This is a genomic window from Aquimarina atlantica (assembly GCF_000626715.1).
In the GTDB taxonomy this organism is placed as follows: Bacteria; Bacteroidota; Bacteroidia; order Flavobacteriales; family Flavobacteriaceae; genus Aquimarina; species Aquimarina atlantica.
The window spans coordinates 113,554-135,905 of sequence record NZ_AQRA01000005.1 but is presented as its reverse complement, the minus strand read 5'-3'; the positions used below and the strand labels follow the sequence as shown (position 1 = coordinate 135,905).

19 protein-coding genes are annotated in these 22,352 nt (G+C 35.2%); all 19 read right to left on the bottom strand.

What is annotated here, in order from left to right:
• Positions 1-81: 81 nt before the first annotated feature.
• The gene (locus tag ATO12_RS11890; protein ID WP_240486127.1) at positions 82-1,200 is read right to left on the bottom strand and encodes a DUF418 domain-containing protein; all 1,119 of its coding nucleotides are present in this window, start codon (positions 1,198-1,200) and stop codon (positions 82-84) included.
• Between the two features lie 136 nt (positions 1,201-1,336).
• Positions 1,337-1,765, bottom strand: a complete 429-nt coding sequence (locus ATO12_RS11885; RefSeq protein ID WP_034242202.1) for a hypothetical protein — start codon at positions 1,763-1,765, stop codon at positions 1,337-1,339.
• A 153-nt stretch (positions 1,766-1,918) separates the two neighbouring features.
• Complete coding sequence (locus ATO12_RS11880; RefSeq protein ID WP_034242201.1) at positions 1,919-2,416, bottom strand: VOC family protein; 498 nt, start codon at positions 2,414-2,416, stop codon at positions 1,919-1,921.
• A 76-nt stretch (positions 2,417-2,492) separates the two neighbouring features.
• On the bottom strand, positions 2,493-3,308 hold the full coding sequence (locus ATO12_RS11875; RefSeq protein WP_034242200.1) for an AraC family transcriptional regulator: 816 nt from the start codon (positions 3,306-3,308) through the stop codon (positions 2,493-2,495).
• A 240-nt stretch (positions 3,309-3,548) separates the two neighbouring features.
• Positions 3,549-4,199, bottom strand: coding sequence for a CPBP family intramembrane glutamic endopeptidase (locus tag ATO12_RS11870; RefSeq protein ID WP_034242199.1), 651 nt, complete (start codon positions 4,197-4,199; stop codon positions 3,549-3,551).
• A 115-nt stretch (positions 4,200-4,314) separates the two neighbouring features.
• Positions 4,315-5,142, bottom strand: coding sequence for a LytR/AlgR family response regulator transcription factor (locus tag ATO12_RS11865; RefSeq protein WP_034242198.1), 828 nt, complete (start codon positions 5,140-5,142; stop codon positions 4,315-4,317).
• Between the two features lie 117 nt (positions 5,143-5,259).
• Complete coding sequence (locus ATO12_RS11860; RefSeq protein ID WP_034242197.1) at positions 5,260-5,673, bottom strand: hypothetical protein; 414 nt, start codon at positions 5,671-5,673, stop codon at positions 5,260-5,262.
• A 135-nt stretch (positions 5,674-5,808) separates the two neighbouring features.
• Positions 5,809-9,555, bottom strand: coding sequence for a cobaltochelatase subunit CobN (cobN, locus tag ATO12_RS11855; protein WP_034242195.1), 3,747 nt, complete (start codon positions 9,553-9,555; stop codon positions 5,809-5,811).
• Positions 9,546-10,841, bottom strand: a complete 1,296-nt coding sequence (locus tag ATO12_RS11850; RefSeq protein ID WP_034242194.1) for a cobyrinate a,c-diamide synthase — start codon at positions 10,839-10,841, stop codon at positions 9,546-9,548. Before ATO12_RS11850 ends, cobN begins: the two co-directional genes overlap by 10 nt.
• 185 nt (positions 10,842-11,026) lie before the next feature.
• Positions 11,027-12,691 (bottom strand): VWA domain-containing protein, encoded by a 1,665-nt coding sequence (locus ATO12_RS24900; protein WP_051575785.1) that lies wholly within the window; start codon positions 12,689-12,691, stop codon positions 11,027-11,029.
• Between the two features lie 398 nt (positions 12,692-13,089).
• Positions 13,090-13,542, bottom strand: coding sequence for a tRNA (cytidine(34)-2'-O)-methyltransferase (locus ATO12_RS11840; protein WP_034242192.1), 453 nt, complete (start codon positions 13,540-13,542; stop codon positions 13,090-13,092).
• A 49-nt stretch (positions 13,543-13,591) separates the two neighbouring features.
• Positions 13,592-14,302 (bottom strand): hypothetical protein, encoded by a 711-nt coding sequence (locus ATO12_RS11835; protein WP_034242191.1) that lies wholly within the window; start codon positions 14,300-14,302, stop codon positions 13,592-13,594.
• On the bottom strand, positions 14,299-15,396 hold the full coding sequence (locus ATO12_RS11830) for a cobalt-precorrin-5B (C(1))-methyltransferase (protein ID WP_034242190.1): 1,098 nt from the start codon (positions 15,394-15,396) through the stop codon (positions 14,299-14,301). Before ATO12_RS11830 ends, ATO12_RS11835 begins: the two co-directional genes overlap by 4 nt.
• Before the next feature lie 80 nt (positions 15,397-15,476).
• Entirely contained in the window at positions 15,477-16,226 is a 750-nt protein-coding gene (locus tag ATO12_RS11825; RefSeq protein WP_034242189.1) for a precorrin-6A/cobalt-precorrin-6A reductase, read from the bottom strand.
• A complete protein-coding gene (gene cobM / locus ATO12_RS11820; protein ID WP_034242188.1) occupies positions 16,223-18,079 on the bottom strand; it encodes a precorrin-4 C(11)-methyltransferase in 1,857 nt (618 codons plus the stop codon). Before cobM ends, ATO12_RS11825 begins: the two co-directional genes overlap by 4 nt.
• A 256-nt stretch (positions 18,080-18,335) precedes the next feature.
• On the bottom strand, positions 18,336-19,349 hold the full coding sequence (locus ATO12_RS11815; RefSeq protein WP_034242187.1) for a glycosyltransferase family 2 protein: 1,014 nt from the start codon (positions 19,347-19,349) through the stop codon (positions 18,336-18,338).
• Entirely contained in the window at positions 19,346-20,353 is a 1,008-nt protein-coding gene (locus ATO12_RS11810; RefSeq protein ID WP_034242668.1) for an NAD-dependent epimerase/dehydratase family protein, read from the bottom strand. Before ATO12_RS11810 ends, ATO12_RS11815 begins: the two co-directional genes overlap by 4 nt.
• A 96-nt stretch (positions 20,354-20,449) precedes the next feature.
• Complete coding sequence (gene cbiE, locus ATO12_RS11805; RefSeq protein ID WP_034242186.1) at positions 20,450-21,631, bottom strand: precorrin-6y C5,15-methyltransferase (decarboxylating) subunit CbiE; 1,182 nt, start codon at positions 21,629-21,631, stop codon at positions 20,450-20,452.
• 59 nt (positions 21,632-21,690) lie between these two features.
• Positions 21,691-22,347 carry a 5,6-dimethylbenzimidazole synthase gene (bluB, locus tag ATO12_RS11800; protein WP_051575784.1) on the bottom strand — a complete coding sequence of 219 codons (657 nt, stop codon included), beginning with the start codon at positions 22,345-22,347 and terminating at the stop codon, positions 21,691-21,693.
• Positions 22,348-22,352: the final 5 nt, after the last annotated feature.

Below are 22,352 nucleotides of genomic sequence, written 5' to 3'. Positions count from 1 at the left end.
AGCATTATATTTTTTCTTTCTAAAATCTCGTTATACAACAAATATACGAGAAGCTTCGGCTAATCTCTTACCCACAATGTTTTATCCTCTATTGGGTGTAGTATTTCTTTTTATGGGTAATAATTCTTTATATGTTAAACACCTCCAAACCCACTCTAATGGTCCAAATTGGTAATGCTTTAACCAAATTTTACTCAATAATACCTGAAAAACAAAAACTACAATCGCTGTTAATAATGTTTCTGAAGGGCTTAACGTCTCGTAAAGCCTAAATCCTATTGATGAAAATAAGATCAAACCTATAAAGCTTTGCATGATATAATTTGTAAGCGCCATTCTGCCAGCATATTTTAAAGGCGATACTATAAATTTATATCGTGTGTTATACCAAAACCAACCAATACCCCAAAGATAAAACAGCCCCATTGCTATGTCTGAAAGCACCATTAATTTTATAAATACTGGTCGAAAAGTATCTGTAGAATAAATCGCATAGCCTGGTAGTACAAATAAAAATAGTACTCTGTAGATATTGGTGACAACTACCATAAGCAGCATTGGTTTTTTTATTCGTTGAATAAATACATCTAAAGAATCATAAATTTTGTTTTTACCAAGATAAAGCCCAAGAAGAAACATCGAAATAGCTACCGGTGCCAAAAAACCAAACAGCATAGGAATGTTTGAGAGGTATTCTAATAATCTCAACTGTATTCCTTCCAGGTAAGTTCCATGTTTTATGATTTGGTTGACCGTTTCTCCTGTATAATCGCTCAAATAAATTTCTGGTTTAAAATTTAAAAGATCAAATACATATTCAAAAAGCTGGTCATAAAAAGGGAAGAAGAGAAAAATCACAGATAAAGTGAGAATTAATTTGTTAGACTTTTTTATCATAAACACGGTTATAAGTCCTAGTAACGCATATAGATTTAAAACATCTCCCGACCATAAAAACACGATATGTAAAACTCCTAAAAGGAACAATATGAGCATTCTTCTCGCAAAGAATGAAAACGAGAGTTTGTCTTTATCAAGCATTTTTAGAGCTTGCATCGAAATTCCTAAACCAAAAAGTAAAGAGAAGATGGGAAAGAATTTTGTATAAAAAAATAGTTGTAGAATTTTACTCGAAATTTGGTCGATATTAGAAGTCCACTGTTTTGCAAATTCATCTTGATTAAGAAAAGTTGAATTCATTATCACAATATTAACCACAAAAATTCCGAGAATCGCAAACCCTCGGAAAACATCTAATACATCAATTCTTTTTTTTGCTTTGATCGGTTGTTCATTCAATTTTACAGTGTTTTTTTAGTTTGGCGTATATCCTTAATTAAAAGCTTATTCTTATCATCGTCATAAAAATTAGGAGTAATGTTAATATCCCTACAGCAGTTGTAAATATCCCTATTTTTTTTGATTTAGTCCATCCTGATAATGAAATCATAGCGGTTAGAGAAAAGAGTCCAATCATAAAAGTCAGCATCCCAATTATTCTGGGAATTAAAAAGTCTTTTGCAACAACATTCTTTATATATCCTCCTGGTGTAGTTATCATTGAGATTTGTATCATTGCAAATACAGTAACAAGAAAACAACCAGCAGATAAGGTTGCAGATTTTAAAATTTTATTGGTTAGTTTATCTTTCTTATCAGAAACTAACAGATTAGCAACTACCGTAATAGAAAATCCGCTCAATAAAGAACTTATCAGAATAGTTTGGTTAGCCAAAGTATTCCAATACTCTAATGTTATTTGCATATTCAATTTGATGTTTTTGTTTCAGTATTTGATAGCGGTCTTAAAAACTTCCTTTTAAGTAGCAATATACCTATTTAAACACAAAAAGCGACCCGAGTTTGTACTCGAATCACTTTTGTTTTTATATCTATTTTGCGTTTGCTTTTTCTTCAATCAATTTGGAGAATGTAATCCCATTTTGTTTCCTTCAGAATCAATAAACATTGCAAAATATCCACTCTCATCGGCATGAGGTGTTTTGGGAACAATGATTTTTCCTCCATTTTTCTCGACCTTGTCAAGGATTACCTGAAGGTTATCTCCACCATTTAGATATATTGTCACACCATCTGCAGAGGGTTTAAAATCTTCTCCTTTCACAATAACTCCAGTAACCGCCTGTTCTTCGTACGGAAATATACCCATTTCCATTCCTGGCATCTCCATTTTCTCAATATTAATATCCAAAATCGCCTGATAAAATTCGATTGCCCGTGAAATATCTGTTGCCGGAATTTCAAAAATTGAAATATAATTTTTCATTTCTTTTGCACTTTGTTGTATGACTGAATCACTCTTTTGTTTCTCTAATTTAGGGGTATCTGCCCTATTACAAGCAGCAGAACCCAAGATTAATATTGCTGTAAAAAGACTACATATTATTCTCTTCATGGTTATGTATTAAAATATTGAGGCAAAGTTAAACTGTAAATGAGAAACGAAATTGTAAAAATGCGACAGATCTAATTTATTTGTAGAAAACAGACGAAAGCGTCATGTTTTCATTTCCTAAAAACTCTTTCGGGCTAATTCCTGTAAACTCCTTAAAATCTTTAATAAAATGTGCCTGGTCGTAGTATTCACTTTTATAAGCAATGTTAGTAAGGCTTTCCCCTTCTTCGTTAAGTAACATTTTTAGGGCACCTTGTAATCGAATTACTTTACCTAACTGTTTTGGGCTGATCCCTATCTGCTTTACGAACATTCTTTCTAGTTGCCTTCTTTTGGAAACATCTTTTTTAAGAATATCACGTATAGATGTACTCCCCTTTGTTGATAAGAGGGTATCTATAGTTGTTTTAACAATAGCGTCTACAGTGACCTGCTCACTCAGTTTATTCAAAAGAAAAAACTCGATGATCTCTATTCTTTGTTTTGTATCTGTTGCTTGAATAATGTCTTGCTCTAATTTTTTGGCAGTTTTTTCTTCAAATAACATTTCAATCGGCGTTTCCTTGTTTGCCAATGTTCTAATTGGTGCAGTTACAAAATTGGCAAAACCATAAGGATAAAAACGGATCGCAAATGTGTTGACATATCCTGTTGGTTCGATATAAAAAGGATCAATGATTTGCCCTAACACCATTGAACGAGGTTGTATAATAAAATCATCTTCGGTGGTATATCGTTTTATATCATCCCCAAGTATAAATGCCATTTCGATAGTGCCATCAGGAATTATTCGTTGTCTCTGCGTATCCTCTGTTGCAGGAACTTCTAAAGTCCAATAACAACTAATTAGTGATTCTAAATCTGGATGAGGCTGAAAAGTTTGATAGTTCATTAACTGTTTGTTTTCTTAGGTGACACATAACGTACCATATAAGAAACGTAGGGCAGTTGATAAGCAATATGTTTCAGGTTGGCACTAAACCAAATATAAATATTCTATTCTTATCATTTCGTATAGATGCTAAATTTATATTTGACAATTTTGCAAAAGGATATTAGTCATTCGATTAAGCTTAGTAGTTCTATATTTTCTTATACAATGTTATACATAAGCTTTTTATATATTAGATTTTTACAGCCATCCATTATATAGGAAAATCAAAAAAACGGTATCAATAAAACCATGAACAGCGATGTTGAACCATAAATCGCTCTTGCGTAGATGAAAAATAACAGCAAGTATCATACCTGTTAAACCTGACAAGATCTGTCCGCTAATGCCTTGATAGGCGTGTGTAAAACCAAAAAGAAGCCCTAAGAGTAAAATGTTAATAACAAGACTTATGTTACTTGAGCCAAAAAATTTGGTAAACTGTCGCATTAAATAGCCTCTAAAAACAATTTCTTCGGCAAATGCTGCAGATATCCAAATAAGAACAAGTAAATTTAGTGTTTTTGGTAAGTTACCAACATAGGGTTTGAACACAGAAAAGTCAATGGGTTGCCCTGTAATATAAGTAACACTCGGAAGCATGACGTAGGAATAGAATAAGAAAATTACGGCGCCATAAATTGGCGCTATTATTAGTAAATTTTTTACATTAAATCTTTTACGCTGAAACCCTAAGGAACGAAAAAGGTCTTTTCTGTATTCTACAGCACTGGCTATTATCATTAATATTGCCCCTATAATCATTTGAAAATATCCTGATAGGTATAATAAGCAGCAAAGAGTTATGGTGATTATAAAAGTTAATTTTGTTTTTAAAAAGGTTATGTTCATGTTTTATCGTTTTTAAATTTTTAACGAAGTAACAACGATAAAGCAAGAAGAATGGGGGAAAACCATCTATTTTTACTGAATGGTAGCGAAATAACAGCTGAATAATCAGCCAGACTTACATCTTATTTTCAAACCAGTTCATAAATGCTTGTTTTTTATATCTGCTAATGGTTATTTGAAAAGCATTTTTGTCAGGCAATGTAGGTTTGAGTAGTACTAGTAATTTTCCATTTTCTATGGATTGTACTTGTTCAATAGAACGAGCATGAAGAATTGTTTGTCTATTTGCTCTGAAAAAGCTTTGTTCACTTATTTCAGGTTCGACTTCATTTAAAGTGAAATCTGTAATCATTGAAGAGCCATCAGTTTTTATGATATATACTATTTTATTTTCGCTATAAAAAAATGCGATTTCATCATAACCTATCAATGTGATTTTGCCAGCGTGTTCAACTTTAAGTTTTCCTTTTATAGATGTAAACTTATGAAGTTTATATACATCCGTTGCGAACAAAAGAATAATGAGTACTACGATTGATAGCATAGAAATAGAATATCCTGTTAGAAGATGATACAGGTTATACGAGTTGATTCCATTTATTAATCCATTTAAAGTAAAGTAAAAGAGGATATAGATAATCGAAATATATCCCAAGGTGGTAAATAGAAAACGCACAAGTATCCGCACAGTAATTTTTTCAACGAAATACTTTCTTTTAAAGTAGTTAAAATTGAAATATGCAATAATTAGAGTGATACCTCCAAGAAGAATTGAAACAATTATAGGAAGCCAGGGGAATGTATAGGATTTATGGAGAGGAAAGTTTTCTGGCTCTGTAAGGTGATTAGCTACAATGGATAGTATTATAAGTATTAAACCTGTTTTGACCCAAAAATTCGAAAAATTAATTTTTTGTTTTAAAAAAGTTAGTATTGCTATCATTGAAAATTTTAATCTATCATCTTGGTTGTTCAAACTTATGTATAACAGCTTAAATAAAAAGTCATTTTAATGCTTTTTTATGTTCTGTTATAGAATGTTGTTTTTCTAATATAGGGCTTATTCTTCTTCACAAATGGCGTTCATATAATTATATATTGTAAATACTTTAAGGTTAATTTCTTGAGCTAACCAATAACTGGCATCATCCACACTATGATTTAGGTACAATTCTTCAAATTCATTACGATATTCAATTAACTTATCCATTGAGTCTTTTCCACCACTAGTATCCGGTAGCCAATCATAAAGTTTGATTAACTCATCGAGATAATTAAGTAACAGTTTAATGTCTTCTGATTTATAGCCTTTACCTAAGGGGAGTTTTTTATACTGTTTATTAATTAAGTTGTGATATTTTTCCAATGTTTTTAAATGGTGAAATTTAAACCACTTAAAATAATCGAATGATTTATCTCCCCAATTGGGCTTGTCAAAATCAGGGATTTTGTTTTGAGACTCTTTTGAATCCATAATTTATGGTTTAACATTCTACAACAATGATATAAAGGATATATGTCCTTTATATACTATATGTATATACAAATCTACCGGTTTTTACTTAATCAACTATTTTTAATCTGGTAACTTATCACATGGCCTATCCTACTACTCTACCAATCCTTCACCTTCCATATACAGTTCTTCTAATTGTTTTTTAACCTCATCAGATGGATTGGTCCACATTCCCCGTTGTATGGCTTCCAACAAGCGTTCACTCATGTCTTTTAGTGCCCAGGGATTATTTTGGGTAATAAATTCTTTATTCTCAGGAGTTAACAAATAGCTTTCTGTAATTCCTTCGTACATAAAATCATCGATCAGATTTGTCGTGGCATCATAGGCAAACAGATAATCTAAGGTGGCTGCCATTTCGAATGCTCCTTTATATCCATGCCGTTGTACTCCCGCAATCCATTTGGGATTGATTACTCGTGATCGGTATACTTTTAGTAATTCTTCTTTTAATGTTTTTACTTTAGGTGTTTCTGGTCTGGAATGATCTCCAAAATAGATTTCAGCTTCATTACCTTTTACGGTCTTTACGGCATTGGCCAATCCCCCATGAAACTGATAATAATCATCACTATCCAAAATATCATGTTCTCTGTTATCCTGGTTTTGCATTACGATCTGCATCGCTTGCAATCGATACTGAAACGATTCATGTGCCGAAACTCCTTTTTTAGAGTTACCGTAGGCATATCCACTCCAATTGATATATACTTTGGCAAGATCTTCCTGGGTTTGCCAGTTTTTCTCATCGATTACGGCTTGCAGCCCTGCTCCGTATGCTCCTGGCTTAGAGCCAAATACACGATATAAAGCACGTTGCGAAGCTTCTTCTTGCGGTAGCCCTTGCTCCTGCCATTGTGATTGTTCTGCTAGAAACCGTTTTCTGATGGGATTATCTTCTATAGATTCATCCAGATTCGCTAAACGTGTAACCACTGCATTAAACAGATTGATCACATCGGGAAATGCATCTCTAAAAAACCCTGAAATCCGTAATGTAACATCTACTCTGGGTCTTCCTAGCTTTAATAATGGGATTACTTCAAAATCAGTAACTCTTCGATTGGCATTTTTCCATAACGGGCGTACTCCCATTAATGCAAAAGCTTGTGCAATATCATCCCCTCCTGTACGCATGGTTGATGTTCCCCATACCGAAATTCCTATAGTTTCGGGATAATCCCCGTTTTCCTGCAAATATCGATCAATAATGAGTTGCGCACTTTTCTCTCCCAGGCGATAGGCTGTTTCGGTTGGGATGGTACGTACATCAACAGAATAAAAATTCCTTCCTGTAGGCAACAAATCTAATCGACCGCGTGTTGGTGCTCCCGATGGTCCCGAAGGAACATAACATCCATTAAGGCCACCTAATAAATACTGTAGTTCATCAGTAGTCTGTTGTACCGCAACCAAAGTAGTGATTTTAATGTACTGTAACATCTGGTTTAATACAGGATATTCTTCGGTTACAACATCGTTTTCAATATATGTTATCAGTTGTCTTTTTGCAATACTTTCTAATTGTTGAATCACGTGTCCTGCTGTTTTACAAAAAACATCTTCAATAGTCAACTCCATAGATTCTGTATAGGCAACCTCAAGAATATTTTTGGTAATTCCCAAATCTTTGGCCAGTGCTTGTGTGATTCCTTGCTGATGATATCCCGGTACGCGATGCAAGGCAATTAACAAATCAATGAGTTGTTCATCTACAGGAGCTTTTCCAAAAATATGAAGGCCGTCTCTAATCTGTGCTTCTTTTAATTCACACAAATACCCATCTAATTTGACTAATAACTCATCTACATCGTCTGAGGCAATTCCCAAATCTACATTGAGTTTGGTTTGGGTAACCAGGTCAGCTATTTCCTTTTCTAATACTCGTGATCGTTTGGGATCTAAGGTAGAGGCTTCATAATATTCGTCTACCAAATGTTCTAATTTCATTAGACTACCGTAGCTTTCTGCTCGAGTCATCGGCGGAATTAAATGATCTATGATCACGGCTTGATTGCGTCGTTTTGCCTGTGTTCCTTCTCCCGGGTCATTAATAATAAACGGATAAAAATGCGGTAATGCCCCAAATACAGCTGCCGGGAAACAGGTTTCGGGGTCTAGTGAAACACTTTTTCCGGGTAACCATTCCAGGTTTCCGTGTTTTCCTAAATGGATCACGGCATCTGCCTGATAGTTTTGTTGTAACCAAAAATAATAGGCAAGATATTGATAGGTAGGTGGCAAATCGGGAGAATGATAGATTGCCTGTGGATCCTGATTGTATCCTCGAGATGGTTGAATGCTTACAAAGATATTTCCCAACAAAAACCCAGATATTATAAACCCATCACCAGTATAATACGGATCATCTTCTGGTTTGCCCCATTGTGTTATTATTTTATTTCGTAGTGTTGAAGACAATGCAGAAAAACATATATCAAAATCTGCTCGATCAAAAACCAATGCATGTGGCCTGGTCATCGCGGTGGTAACATCATTTGTGGTGACCTGTGTGATCCAATGCATTAGCTCTGTACCACTTTTTGGTAGTTGCTCTCCTACATCATATCCTTCTGCTTTAAGCGTATCTAATAAAACAATACAGCTTTCGGGAGTATCGAGACCTACTCCGTTTGCAAGCCGACTATCCTTATTGGGGTAATTTGGTAAAATGACTGCTACCTTTTTATCAATATTCTTTTTATACTGTAATGCTGCCCATCGCTGAGCTAATTCCGCCATAAAATCACAGGCAGGAATATAAGCTTCATACTTTAAAATAGAACTATCGGTAAGTGCATCTTTACTAATTTCTTTTTTAAACGAAACGGCACGACCAATAATTCGCCCATCAATTTCGGGCAAGGCAATATTCATCGCAATATCTGTAGGTGGTAAACCAAAGAGTCCTTCTTCCCATACTTGTTTATTAGCCGTAGAAAATATGGCTTGCAAAACAGGGATTCGAAGTTTTTCGAAAATAAACGCTGAACCATCCATGGGCTTAATCGTAAATCCTGTAGTATTGATAATAGTATGCACTGCACGCTTCCCTTCATGAGTCATTAGTGCTTGTACCTGATCTAATAATTTAGGATCTCGCAGGTTACTTGCGAAAACCACAAAAGCATTCATTCCTCGTTCCTGAAGCGCTGTACTCATCGCATGCAACGGCTCCATATTATCAGACAAGAAATGGGTACGATATCCTAATAATGCCACATTGGGTTTAGAAGTATCTATAGCATTTTCTAAAGCCTCTTGAGTTGTCATTCCTAACGCCTTGGTATATAAAAATGCATCTGAAATAGAGATAGCCGGAGTAATGGGAAGTTTAGTATCAAAGAAATGAGTTCGCAAATAGTTCATGAATCCAATCGCATTTTCTTTTCCTCCTTCCTGCAAATATTGCCGGCATTGATGTACAATTTGTATATCGACCGATGACAATTGCATCAATTCAAAATCAGGTTCGTGAGCTGGTAAAAATAATATGATATTCCCTGTTTGTTCGTGTAAATCCACCAAAGACTCAACTAAATATTTATAATAGCTGATTCCTCCCAGCATACTACAAACAATAATTTTGGCCTTACTCAATACTTCTTCAAGGTAGGTATCTATGGTTAATTCTTGTTTGAGATATACCAGGTTGGTCATTCGCAGACTAGGCAATTTGTCACCTTCAGCTTTATATAGTTCCTTGTACGCCTCATTTAAAGTATGAATTTCGGTATCTCCGGCACTCAGAAATACAATATCTCCTGGTTGCTGATCAATATAAAAAATACCATCGTCATTAGGGTTCCACCCTCCGGGTATGGTTGCGATTAAATGCATAAGTCTACAGCTTCTTCTAACGCTGCCCAATACAAATGAATGTAGCTGGCATATACGTTTTTATGTTGATATATTTTTGAGGTAACTTCTTTTTCTCTTGCCGAGAACACTTGACCCACGACGGGTATATTATCATCGTTTAACATTTTGGAATAATGAAATTCATGCCCCCAAATTTCTAATTCGTTGTACACTACTTTTCGATATCCTAAAGATAATTTTTTGTTTTGCATAGAGGTACTAAACGGAAATATTCCTACCATATCATATTCCTTACCTTCTTCATCAATAATGGTATTTCCTAGGTACATCATCCCCCCACATTCTGCCAGAATTTTTGTTCCATGATCAGCTGCTGCTTTTAACCGACCTTTCATTAGTACATTATTAGATAACGCTTCCAGATATAATTCGGGATATCCTCCAGCCAGATAGATCATATCTGCTTCAGGGAGTTCCTGATCATGAATAGGGCTAAAATATACAAGCTCTCCAATAGCTTCTAACCATTTTAGATTTTCGAGATAGGTAAATGTAAACGCCTCATCTTTGGCTATCGCTATCTTATACTTTTTTTTAGAAGTTATAATAGCTGGTGCTTCCTTATCTATTTTAGGAATTACTTTTGTGCATTCTAAAAGTGTTGGTAATGATATATGAGTCGCAATATGTGAAGCTGCTTTTTCGATACTATTTTCAAAAGTATCATCGATATGTAATCCTAAATGACGTGAGGGAATTGCAATCTCTTCATTGGGCGGAATATACCCTAATGATTGAACCCCAACAGTGTCGCATGCTTCTTTAAGGAAAGCATAATGTGATTCTGTTTTTACAAAATTAAAAATAACACCAGCGATCTTAACCTCGGGGTCAAACGTTTTTAACCCGTGTAAGATTGGAGCAATCGTATATGCCATAGCACTGGCATTAACCACCAGAATTACCGGAATATCTAACAATTTAGCTATCGCTGCCGAGCTCCCCTGGTCTTTTACTGCACCATCAAACAATCCCATCACTCCTTCTATAATACTAATATCGGCAGATGTGCTATAACGCTCGAAAACGGTTTTTACATGCTCCTCTGACATCATCACAGTATCTAAATTTACAGCTGGTCTTCGGGCGGCAGTACTGTGATGGATTGTATCAATATAATCGGGTCCGCATTTAAAAGTTTGCACAATATTTCCCTGGTTACTATACCAGCGAGACATTCCTAGGGTAAGTGTTGTTTTTCCTGAATTACTCCACGGAGCAGCTATTAAAAATGCTTTAGACATATGGTTCTGTTTAGATCGTTTCGCTTTTAGAAGTTAGATATTAGATCGCTTTGCTATTAGAAAATAGGTTATAAATTATGTTATCTATATTTGTATGGTTTTATTGATTTAATGTCATATCGAGCTTGTCGAAGGATATTCTTTTTTATAATTGTATATTTTTATATACATAATTATTTACATCATTAAAAACCAGAAACTGTAGTATACTTTAGTTTTAGTTGTTCTGCTAATTGTCTTGCTTTGCCTAATCGTACAAACCCTGTTTCAGTATCAATAACAGTAGTTTTTTGAATCCTTGCCAGATATTTTTTGTAGATAGAAACCGCATATTGAAACGGATTTTCTGCTCCTGCATTTATTTTTCCATCTGTAAAAACAAACAATTGTACCGTTTGAGTATTTACAGATCTCAACAATTCATATACTTTAAAAAAAGCGGCTCCCAAATTCGTTTTTCCTCCTGTTCTTAATTGGTGATTTATGTTCGAAATTTCTTGAGTGTTAGACGTAAATTCTTGGATAATTTTGGCTGTAGTATCCTGCAAACCAACGATAGCATACTGGATTTTTTGTAAAGGATATGACGTAATTGTTTTCTCTATGATTCCTTTTAAGTATGCCATTTGCTGATCTAGGGCCATAGATGCACTGGTATCTACCAGGAATATAATGCGGGCTGTAGCTTTCTGTGTTGCTTGTTTATATACTGTTGCAAATTTCCCGGTCTTTAGATATTGTTTTACAGATCGTAGTACTGATATTTCTTGTTGTCGTTCTGCCGGATATGCTACCGAATGTAATTTCTGTTGAGAATCCAAAAGGATTTCCTGTTTTTTGGTTGCCCTTGAAGCCGAAAATTTCAACCCTTGTTGTACAGCTTTTGGCAATTGAAATGCTGTATTATTTTGCTCATTTTGAGGTGCAGTTTCTTCCTTGGGAGTATGATTTTCTGTATCAGAAGTGTTTTCTTTATTCTGATCTGAGGGAGGTGTATATTCTTTTGTACGATGCTGCAATACAAAAGGTGCTATGGTATCTACCATTTCTGTAGTTACCAGTTTTTCATTATAAAATGCTGCATACGCTCTCGCTGTTTTCAAAAGTAAGATATCTGCACGCATTCCTTCTACCTGATTCGCTATGGTTAATGCAGCACACTGTTCTTGCACTAATTCTGGAATAGCTACAGCATTAAGTTTCTTTTTCGCCAAAATAACCTGATGCTTAATCGCCTGTTCTTCTTCTTGAAACTGATTATAAAATGCTATCGGATCACTATCAAAACTAATGCGTTGCATTGCAATTTTGGTACGTGTCTCTATTTCTTTGGGAGTTTGTATGGTAACACTTAATCCAAATCGATCTAATAACTGCGGTCGTAAGGCTCCTTCTTCGGGATTCATTGTACCTACAAGACAAAAACGACTATCCATCCATTGAGAGACTCCTTCACGCTCCAAATGATACCCTCCTGTTGCCGAAGCATCTAATAATACATCCATTAGATAATCATTCAGAAGATTGACCTCATCGATATACAAAAACCCCTGGTGTGCCTGTGCTAATAGTCCTTTATCTACAATCGTAGTTTTCTGATTAATCAATGCCTCCAGGTTAATGCTTCCTAATACCCGATCTTCAGTAGCACCAATAGGTAAATTAACAAATGGAAAATCTTCTCCCATCAATTGACTCAATCCTCGTACCATAGTAGTTTTGGCAGTACCTTTGTCTCCTGTTGCCAGCACCCCTCCGATACTTGGATCTACCAAGTTGAGTAACAAACATAATTTTAAATCTTCCTGATCGGGGATAGCTGTAAAAGGATAGGTATATTTTGGTTTCATCTGTATTTTTGTATGATTGGTAAAAATACGGAATTAGACGTTGGCAGATTATATAATATTATAATGAAATATCCACTATTCGGATAATTCAATACATAATAACTTTTAGATATCCTTATTTAACCCAAAAGACGTTCCGATGGGTCAAAAAGACCTTCTGTTTAACTCAGAGAGTCCAATTTTTAACATCAAGAGTTGAAATTTCAGCTCTTGATGTTGAATTTTTAAGGCAATCTATCGAAATTTGGACCTATTCGTCTCAAAATTGGAAGTCTATAGTCTAAAACTTCGTCAAAAAGGTCCATGAGAAGGCCTAAGAGGTCCATCGATGGGTCGACGTAGTTAAAATTTGTATAACAAAGGTCAAAAATTTAACTCTATTAAGTAAAAACTAAGAGCTATCTTATATTTCTTAACCCCTCATAGACCACAATACTCACCGCATTAGCCAGATTTAAACTTCTTACCTTATCGCTGTATATTGGGATTTTATAGAGTTGATCTGGATATTTTTCTGTTATCGTTTTTGACAAACCTGTAGATTCTTTTCCAAAAACAAAAAATAGATCATCTTCATAAGGTATATCACAATAGTCTTTTTCTGCATGGCTCGATAGATATACCATATTTTTATCGTTATGCACAGCATAAAATTCATCTATACTATCATATATATGTACCGAGATGTGTTTCCAGTAATCTAACCCGGCTCTTTTTAATCTCGAATCACTTAATTCAAACCCAAATGGTTTTACTAAATGTAGATTCGATCCCGAGGCTAAACTAAGCCTACCTATATTACCTGTATTCGTAGGGATTTCTGGTTCTACAAGTACAATATTATATGCCATTTTTATTGTCTTTTAGGAATTAAACCCGGATTATGCATTAGAAAATCATTCAAAAAAGTACACTTTGTAATACGATACATCCAATGATTATCGAAATGACACCAATAACACCATTCATCCATTTAAATATGGATATATTGCGTTCTATAAAACGGCTCATGGTAAAGATCAATACATAACTATATACCGCCATAGAAAAAATAATCCCAATAGACTCTACTATTAATATTAGGATAGCATCAGAGATTGTATCTGCGCTAATAATTAATGCAGAGGTAAGCGCACCTCCTGTACCTGCCAATCCATGTACCATCCCTATCCAAAACGACCGATTAATAGGGTTCATAGCAATTTCTTCACCTCTTTTTCCATGTAGATGAATAGGATTATTGGCAGCATGCTCGTGTGCTTCTATTTTTTTATGGTCAGCCATCATCTCATTAATCTTATGATTTCTTCGAATAGCTATTACACCTAGCCAGATCATAATCGGGCCAACAGAAAATTCTGCCCAAAAAGAGATACTTTCTACAAATGTAAGTAAGGCAGCTCTAAATGCTAAGGCAATCCCTCCAAACATCAACAAAGTCACCGAGTGTCCAAATGCCCATTGAGATGCTGTAAACACAGTTTTAAAAGATACTTTCTTTTTCTGAATAGCATTTTCTGCAGCCAATACTGATACTGCAGACATATGATCTGGTTCAAAAGAATGTAAAACCCCTGCGATTAGAGGGCGAGCAAGATTCATGATGTTCATATAGTGTATGATATGTGAGTTCCATCATTATTAATCAAGTACATAGCAATCGTTACATTTGGTGCTATTTTTTGACAATGATAATGGCATTCTTGTATTAGTTTTTGATAAAAATTTTCTCCGGCTGTAAAAGTAAAAATTTCCCGAAGACGTCCCGCCATATTTAATGCTAAAACTTTGTTAGCAATCTCCTCTGGATATCCCGCCGATATGGCCAGCTGGTATATAAAATCTTTATCCCATGTTGTTTTTCCACTATGCGTATTTGTTCTGCCTTGTGCCAGTTTTGCTGCTTTTCCTAGCATAATTCCCATAGATACTTTCGTAATCTGGGGAGATTGATGAATTTTCTCAAAAGTTTCCTGTATCCAGTTTCCGTAATGTATACAGGAAACTTCTGAAATGTCAGGAAATATTGACCTCAGCATCTTCTCACTACGCGCTCCAGAGTTTATTAATAATGTTGTTTTGCCATTGGCAATAGCAACATCAATCCCTTGTTGAATGCTTGCAATATAAGATGCCGCAGAAAACGGAGTAACAATACCTGTAGTTCCTAATATTGAAATTCCGTGCAATATTCCTAAGCGACTATTCAATGTTTTTTTAGCAAGGTTTTCTCCGTTTTTTACCGATATAGTAATGGTTACTCCGTGTTTCTCAAGCTGATAATCTGATATTATTTTTTTACAAACGACATGCATCATATCCCTGGGGACTGGGTTAATGGCAGGTTCTCCCACAGGTATTTCTAATCCTGGTAAAGTAATTAGCCCTACTCCTTTTCCTCTTTTAAAAAGAATATCTCCTGTATGATTAAGAGACACAGTAGCTGTGATCTCTACGTTATGCGTTACATCAGGATCATCACCTGCATCTTTTATTGTAGAATATGCCGCCTCTTTTTGTGTTAATTTAGTGCGCTGAACTTTAAATGTAGCGATTTCACCAATAGGCAATTGCACTTGTGTTTCGGTAAGCTCCCGTTGGGTGACCAAACTCCATAATGCAGCTTTAACACAAGCAGTAGCACAAGCTCCTGTGGTATATCCTCTTCGTAAAGGCCTATCGGGTATGTCTTGTAGTTCGCTCAATATTTTTACGTAATAAAATTTAATAAAACTGCATTTTCGATGAAGGCGCAGACCTCACAGGTCTCTAAGACCTGTGAGGTCTAAAGGTTCTTATATTCGTTATTAATCATTTCAATTAATGCTGCTTTGGTATCGATACAAAGATATCGATTAGAAATTTTTGGTTTTTTAAGAATCACTATCGGGATATGTAAAGCTTGGGCCGCAGCTATTTTTTCTTCCAGTTTTCCATTACTTCCACTTTCTTTAGTAAAAATTACATCCGGAGATAGTTTGGTAAATAACTCCATTTCGGCGGCCTTAGATTGTGGAAATCCAAATATTAATTTTACTTCTGGAAACCCCGCCTCATTAGCAATCACTCTAGAGCTATCACGATCCAAAATACGAAACCAGGTAAGGTGATTCTTCCAGTAGGATTGTAATTTACCAATAGTTTGCACTCCCGAGAGTGCCAGTAATGAGCTATAGTTGTTTTTGTTAAAACAGCGTATCGCTTCTTCAAAATTATCTACATAAGATACGTTTTGATCTGGTATTCTTGGGGAAAATTTTCTTTGAAAACGTATCAAAGGCAATGCAATCGAAATATCAGCGATCATTTGATGCAATTGCACTGCAAAAGGATGAGAAGCATTAATAATATGTGTAATCCCATGTTGCTCACAAAAATCCTCTAAGAGAGAGGTAGTCATTACTCCCTCTATAGGAATTCCTTTCCCTTCATAATTCACTTTTGTTTTGGTTGAATAGTAATACGGATATTCTAGCTCATCCAATATTTTGGCGACTTTTTTCCCTTCTGTGGTGCCTCCAAAAACGAGTATCATGAGGATTGAATTTCTTTTTCTTTTTTTCTAAAGATATGATGCCATTTATCATCATATAACCACGATCTGTTTTTACGGGCACCTACAGCTTCACCAACTACAATGAGTACCGTACGGGTTAACTTATTTTTTTTGATGATAGTAGTTAGTTCTGATAGGGTGCCTGTCCATACTTCTTCATCTTCCCAACTCACACGGTATAATACCGCTAACGGTGTGTTTTCTGGATAATGTTCGAGAAGTTGTGCTTGTATTTTTTTAGCGATGCCTACACTTAAGAAAATACACATGGTAGCCCTTAATTTTGCCATATCAGCAATTTTTTCGTGTTCTGGCATTGGTGTGTTTCCCTCGCCCCTAGTAAGAATAATAGTTTGCGCCACTTCGGGAATCGTAAATTCTGATTTGAGATATGCAGCTGCCGCTTGAAATGAGGAAATTCCAGGAACGATATAATAGTCATACCCTTTTTCATCAAAAATAGTCATCTGCTCTTGTATCGCTCCATATATAGAAGGATCCCCAGAATGTAAGCGTACGATAGATTTTCCTTGTTGGTAATATTGATCAATAATCATTATTTGCTCTTCTAGGGTCATCGATGCAGAATTACGTACCAAAGCATCTTCTTTTGCCATATGCGTTAAAGCTTCTGGCACCAAACTCCCTGCATATAAAATACAGTCTGCATTTTCTAGAATATACTGCCCTTTTAAAGTTAATAGCTCTGGATCTCCTGATCCTGCTCCTACAATGGCAATACTTGCTTTGCGCTCATACCTGGCTGACAAACTTAATGCGTAGGTAAATTTCTTACCCGATGGTGTAAGTGCTTTTGTTTTTTCGACCAGCCATGATGATTGACCTGCCATTAATGCTGCGGCAGCTTCAGAAACGCCATAAACACCTACCTTTTTCTTTACAACTTCTGAAGGATTAGCAACTGCAATGGTATTAAGTTCTTCACCAGTATAGGTAATAAAAGGAATATTATAATACGCAGCAAAATCAAGATAGGCCTGTTCTTCATTTTTAATAGTTGCAGATCCTATGGCATAGATACTTTCTATCGCGATATGTTGCTCTTGTAATGCAGATTCTAATCCTTTCATGAGGAGTTGTGGTTCTATATCTTTTGCACATCCACTACCTAATGCCACACAAGGAGGATAGAAAGAAAGAACAGGAGTATCTGTAGCTATAAGTTCATACCCCACATATAGTATCAACTCATAATTACTATGTTTAAAATCTCCCTGATCATAATAAATATCTACAAAATCCGGGCAGGTTTTCTCCAGGTATTGAACTCCTTTATTTTTAACTTTTAGAATTAATGCGGTAGATTTCCTGTTTACAAACAATGATATAATCTTATTTAAAGGAATAGAGCTTTTCGTTTTCCATCCATAGGTTTCTGCCAATGTATCCAATGCCCATAAGTTTTGCAAATCACTAGATGTAGACACTACCGCTTGTGCATTTAGAATTCTACCGATTTGGGCAGTGAGTATATTGGCTTTACCAATATGACCGCTAAGTACAGCTTGTACAAATTTTCCCTGATCATCAACATTAATCACTGCTGGGTCACTTGCTTTATCTTTGATATAAGCGGCGATACTACGCACACAAATCCCTAATGCCCCTACAAAAATCCATGCATCATAGTTATGAAATGAATTTTCTATCAACTCTGATACCGAATTGATTTGCTTTATATCTTTACTAACCTCTACTGTTCTTGTTGTAAACAGCTTAGAGCGATAAAATTCTTTTTGCAAGGTTTTAGCAATCGATACTCCCTGATCTGTAAAACAGAGTATTGCAACTTTTATGGTGTGTTCTGACATGTGTTCTCTGAAAAGCTATTAAATTATATCATTCGTATTTTGAATTTACTGGCAAAGAAAATTAAGATTTTTTTGTTTCAGTAAAGAATAAAAATCAAGCATAGCAGGGCTACGGTTTATTTTTATTCTGAAACTGATATGAAAAAAGAACATTTTATTCCAGTAGATTTAAAGTACAAATGGTATTACTCCTACGACACAAAGATATTAGGTTATTAACGTCTTAAAAAATGTTTATTAAGATTATACATATTTATTATGCAAAAAACCAAAAATCGACAACAGGTTTTTTATCCCATAAGGTGAGCAGTTCTTCTATTTCTTTTTTTCCTGTTGGAGATGCTACTACGATAATGATCTGGGCACCCTCGAGTGTTTCGATATCGTTATAATGCTCTAATTGTACCCCGTAAATATCCTTTCCTATTTTTCTCTCATTATCACATACCCAGCGAAAACTATCATTATAAGATTGTAGGAGTTTGGCCATATCTTTTCCATTTTTCCCGGCACCCCATAGTACTAAAGGTCGTGTTTTGTCTCTATCTAATTCATAGAAAAAGCGTATTTTAAGATCAAAATATCGATTGTCTTTGTATTCGTCCCAGGTACGAGAAATTCTATTAGATCGGTCTCTCCAGTGATGTAGAATTTTATCAATCCCTACAACTGTTAAACCTAGTTTGTAAAATCTGAAACAGAGGTCATAATCTTCAGGATATATGATCGGATCAAAAGCTCCTGCTGCATCAAAATCCTCTTTGTGTAGCAACCAACAATGAGATGGGATAACACATTCTCTATAAATCTCTTGATAGTGGGTACTTGTTCTGGCAACTTCATTAAGCCATTTTTCGTATTTAAGAAACCCATCACCTACAACTCCATCATCAACAAAATGCTCGGTTCCTCCTGCAATCACAGTTCCTTTTCCATACTTACTCCATTCTTCTACAAGTACTTCTATTTTATACGCTGGCATTTTATCATCAGAGTCCATTCTGTTGATCAACGTTCCTCTGGTTTCTGCATATCCTACTTGTAGCGTTGGGATTAATTTAGGTCTATCGCTATTAAAAAATCGAATTCTGGAGTCTTTTTCGGCATATTCCTGTAAAATTTTTGGACTATCATCAGACGAGTGATCATTTACCGCAATAAGTTCCCAGTTTTGATAGGTCTGTGCCAGGATAGAATCCAGGCAATCCCTCAAATAAGGAGCCGTATCTTTAACGGCCATTATAATAGTAACTAGTGGTTGATCTGTCATTGTTTTAAAGGTTTTCTCCAGGAACTCGGTAGTTTTTTTGTTATTTCAATGTTTTGGAATTCTTTACTAGAGCGCGACCCATGGGTTTTTACCCATTTGGCCATTTCTAAAAGCCCTGTCTCTAAATCTATATGTTTTTTGGGATTAAAAACAGTATCAAATTTTGAATGATTAGCATAGGCATGAGTTACTTCTTCTCGTTTTTCTAATCGCTCTATATGCAGTTCGGATTGCATTGCATTACTAACTGCTTTTGCCAACTCTTCTACAGAGTATACCGTATCACTTCCTATATTAAAAACTGTATTATATGCTTCGGGTACTGTTACCGAATTAGCAATATAAGGTGCAATATCATCAATATGTGTAAAAGCCCGGGTTTGCCTACCGTCTCCAAAAATAGTCAACGGTTTATTTTCCAGAATTTGATTCATAAATATCCCAACGACATTACGGTATTTATCTCCTATATTTTGATGTCTTCCGTATACATTATGTGGTCTGAAAATAATATAATCCATACCAAACATCTTGTGTGCATTTATTAAATCTAATTCTACAGCATACTTTGCTATCCCATACGGATCTTCTGGTTGCGGAAATTGTGTTTCTACCAACGGCAATGTATTGGTTCCATAAACCGCAATAGAAGAGGTAAAAACAAAACATTTCACCTCATGAGTTACCGATGCATTGATCAGGTTAACACTACCGATCAGGTTATTTTGATAATTGAAATTTCTAATAAAATGACTTAATCCTTCTGCTGCATAGGCTGCCAAATGATAAACATAGGTGAACTTATATTCATCAAAAAGAGTATGTATTAAGGTAACGTCTAGTATTGACCCTTCATAAAATAGGGCTGCTGAGTTTATATTCTCTTTATCTCCTCCAGAAAGATCATCTAAAACTACAACCTGATGATTTTGTTTTAGTAAATGATTTACCACATGCGAACCTATAAATCCTGCTCCGCCAGTTACAAGTGAGGTTATTTTCACACGTTGAAATTTTTTAATACTTGTTTCATTTGGCAAACCTACATAAATTGATCATATATGAGAAAACTTTTGCTCAAAATGAAGTTTAGATCACTTCTATTTACGTATTGCCTTAAGCAATGTAATTGGGTTGTATGCATCTAGTGATAGTGTGGATTCTTCTACAATAGTATATCCTATTTTATCACAACCTACTTTAAAAGCTTGTACCGAACTCTCTTTTACCGCATTGATCACTATACAGGTCTCAGGTTGTAAAACCAGACTGATCTTTAGAAAAAGTTCTTCTAATCTGCCACCGTGACCCCCTATGAAAATTGCTTCAGGCTTTGCAAGTTGAGTAAGATCCTGCTCAAAAAAATCTCCCATTACAATTTGAATTCCAGGAACTCCAAAACGTTTTTGGTTTTGCTCTAAAATAGCTTTACACTCTGGCCTCTTTTCAAAAGCGATGATATTTAAATCCCCATTTTTTAATTTAGCTTCGAGGCTAACAGATCCAGTGCAAAAACCAATATCCCATAATGTATCAATGTTAAGAACATTTAAGTAATGTAGCGTCGTTAATCGAACAGGCATTTTGGTGATCATCTTGGGTCTTCCCGGCAAGCCTATAAAATTGGCATCTTTTATCCCAAAATCAATATAACGATGTTTTGTTTTTTTAAGTATCAAACAATTCAATGAGTGAAACTTCATCGTCGATGCTTTTTGCAATGATAGTTCCTGAAACTTTTCTTGTTCTCCTTCTATATCCTCTCCTACTAGCATGACATAATTATCATATCCATACTCTAAAAGTCTTTTTGCAATGGTAGCTGGATTTTTTTCTGCGTCTGTAAGTACCCCAATACATTCTTTTTGTTGAATTAAGATAGCGTCTAATGCTTTCCAGCTTCTTCCGTGTACGCTTACGGTTTGTAATGGATTACTATTAAAATTCATGGCATTAGCCAGTAATTGAATTGAACTAAAATAGGATGTTGTTATAATTTCTGCATCTGGATATTTATTTTTTAATGTATTCGAAAATCCGTAAAACAAAGGATTACCAGAGGCAAAAACAATAATTGTAGTTGCTGCTTGTTCATATGCCTCGAATACCTGAGACATGGGAGATTGAATAGTTATCCATTGATGATTTTCTGGAAGGTAATCTTTAACCAATTCGTAATGACGTTTTCCTCCACTAAAAATAAGGGTATCCAGAATATCTCGTTGTTGTTCTGTTGTGAAATCCGGGGTTTTATTTCCGATACCTATAATATGGAAGGTCATAGTGTTATTGTATATATGCTGATAGCATTACCAAATGCTGTAAAAGATTGATTCTCTTTTTAAGTATATTTTTCCTGAATAACGACTTCTTTTTGAAGTTTTTTACGATCCCATTTTTTTAATTCTAATTCGGGTTGGTTATAAAACATATCGGTATACCCAAAGCATAGATACCCAATCAATTGGTTTGGTTCTGGAGCTCCTAGTACTTGTTTTACTTTTTCGGGATCCAAAATACTCACCCATCCCATTCCTATATTTAAGGATCGTGCCATAAGCCACATATTTTGTATGGCACAAACTACACTATATTTCCCCATATTAGGCATACTTGTCTGTCCTAAAACAGGACCATCTGCAGGTTTATAAAACACAGCCATATTTAAAGGAGCTTCTAAAATCCCTTCTAATTTAAGTTTGATGTATTCTTTTTGCTTTTCGTCTGTAAACTGCATTGCGGCACGTGCTGTTTCTTCAGAAAAAGTTTCTTTTACGGCTTGCTTTGTTTTTTGATCCCGGATCAATACAAATTCCCAGGGTTGCGAAAATCCTACCGAAGGAGCTGCTAATGCAGCTTCTATAATCCTATTAACTGATTCCTGAGATATGGGAGTATCTAAAAAGTGATTCCCTCGAACATCTCTACGGTGGATCATGATCTCTTCGAGCAATGCTTGTTCTTTATCGTTAAATATACGTTGTGGATGCTCTTTCATATATT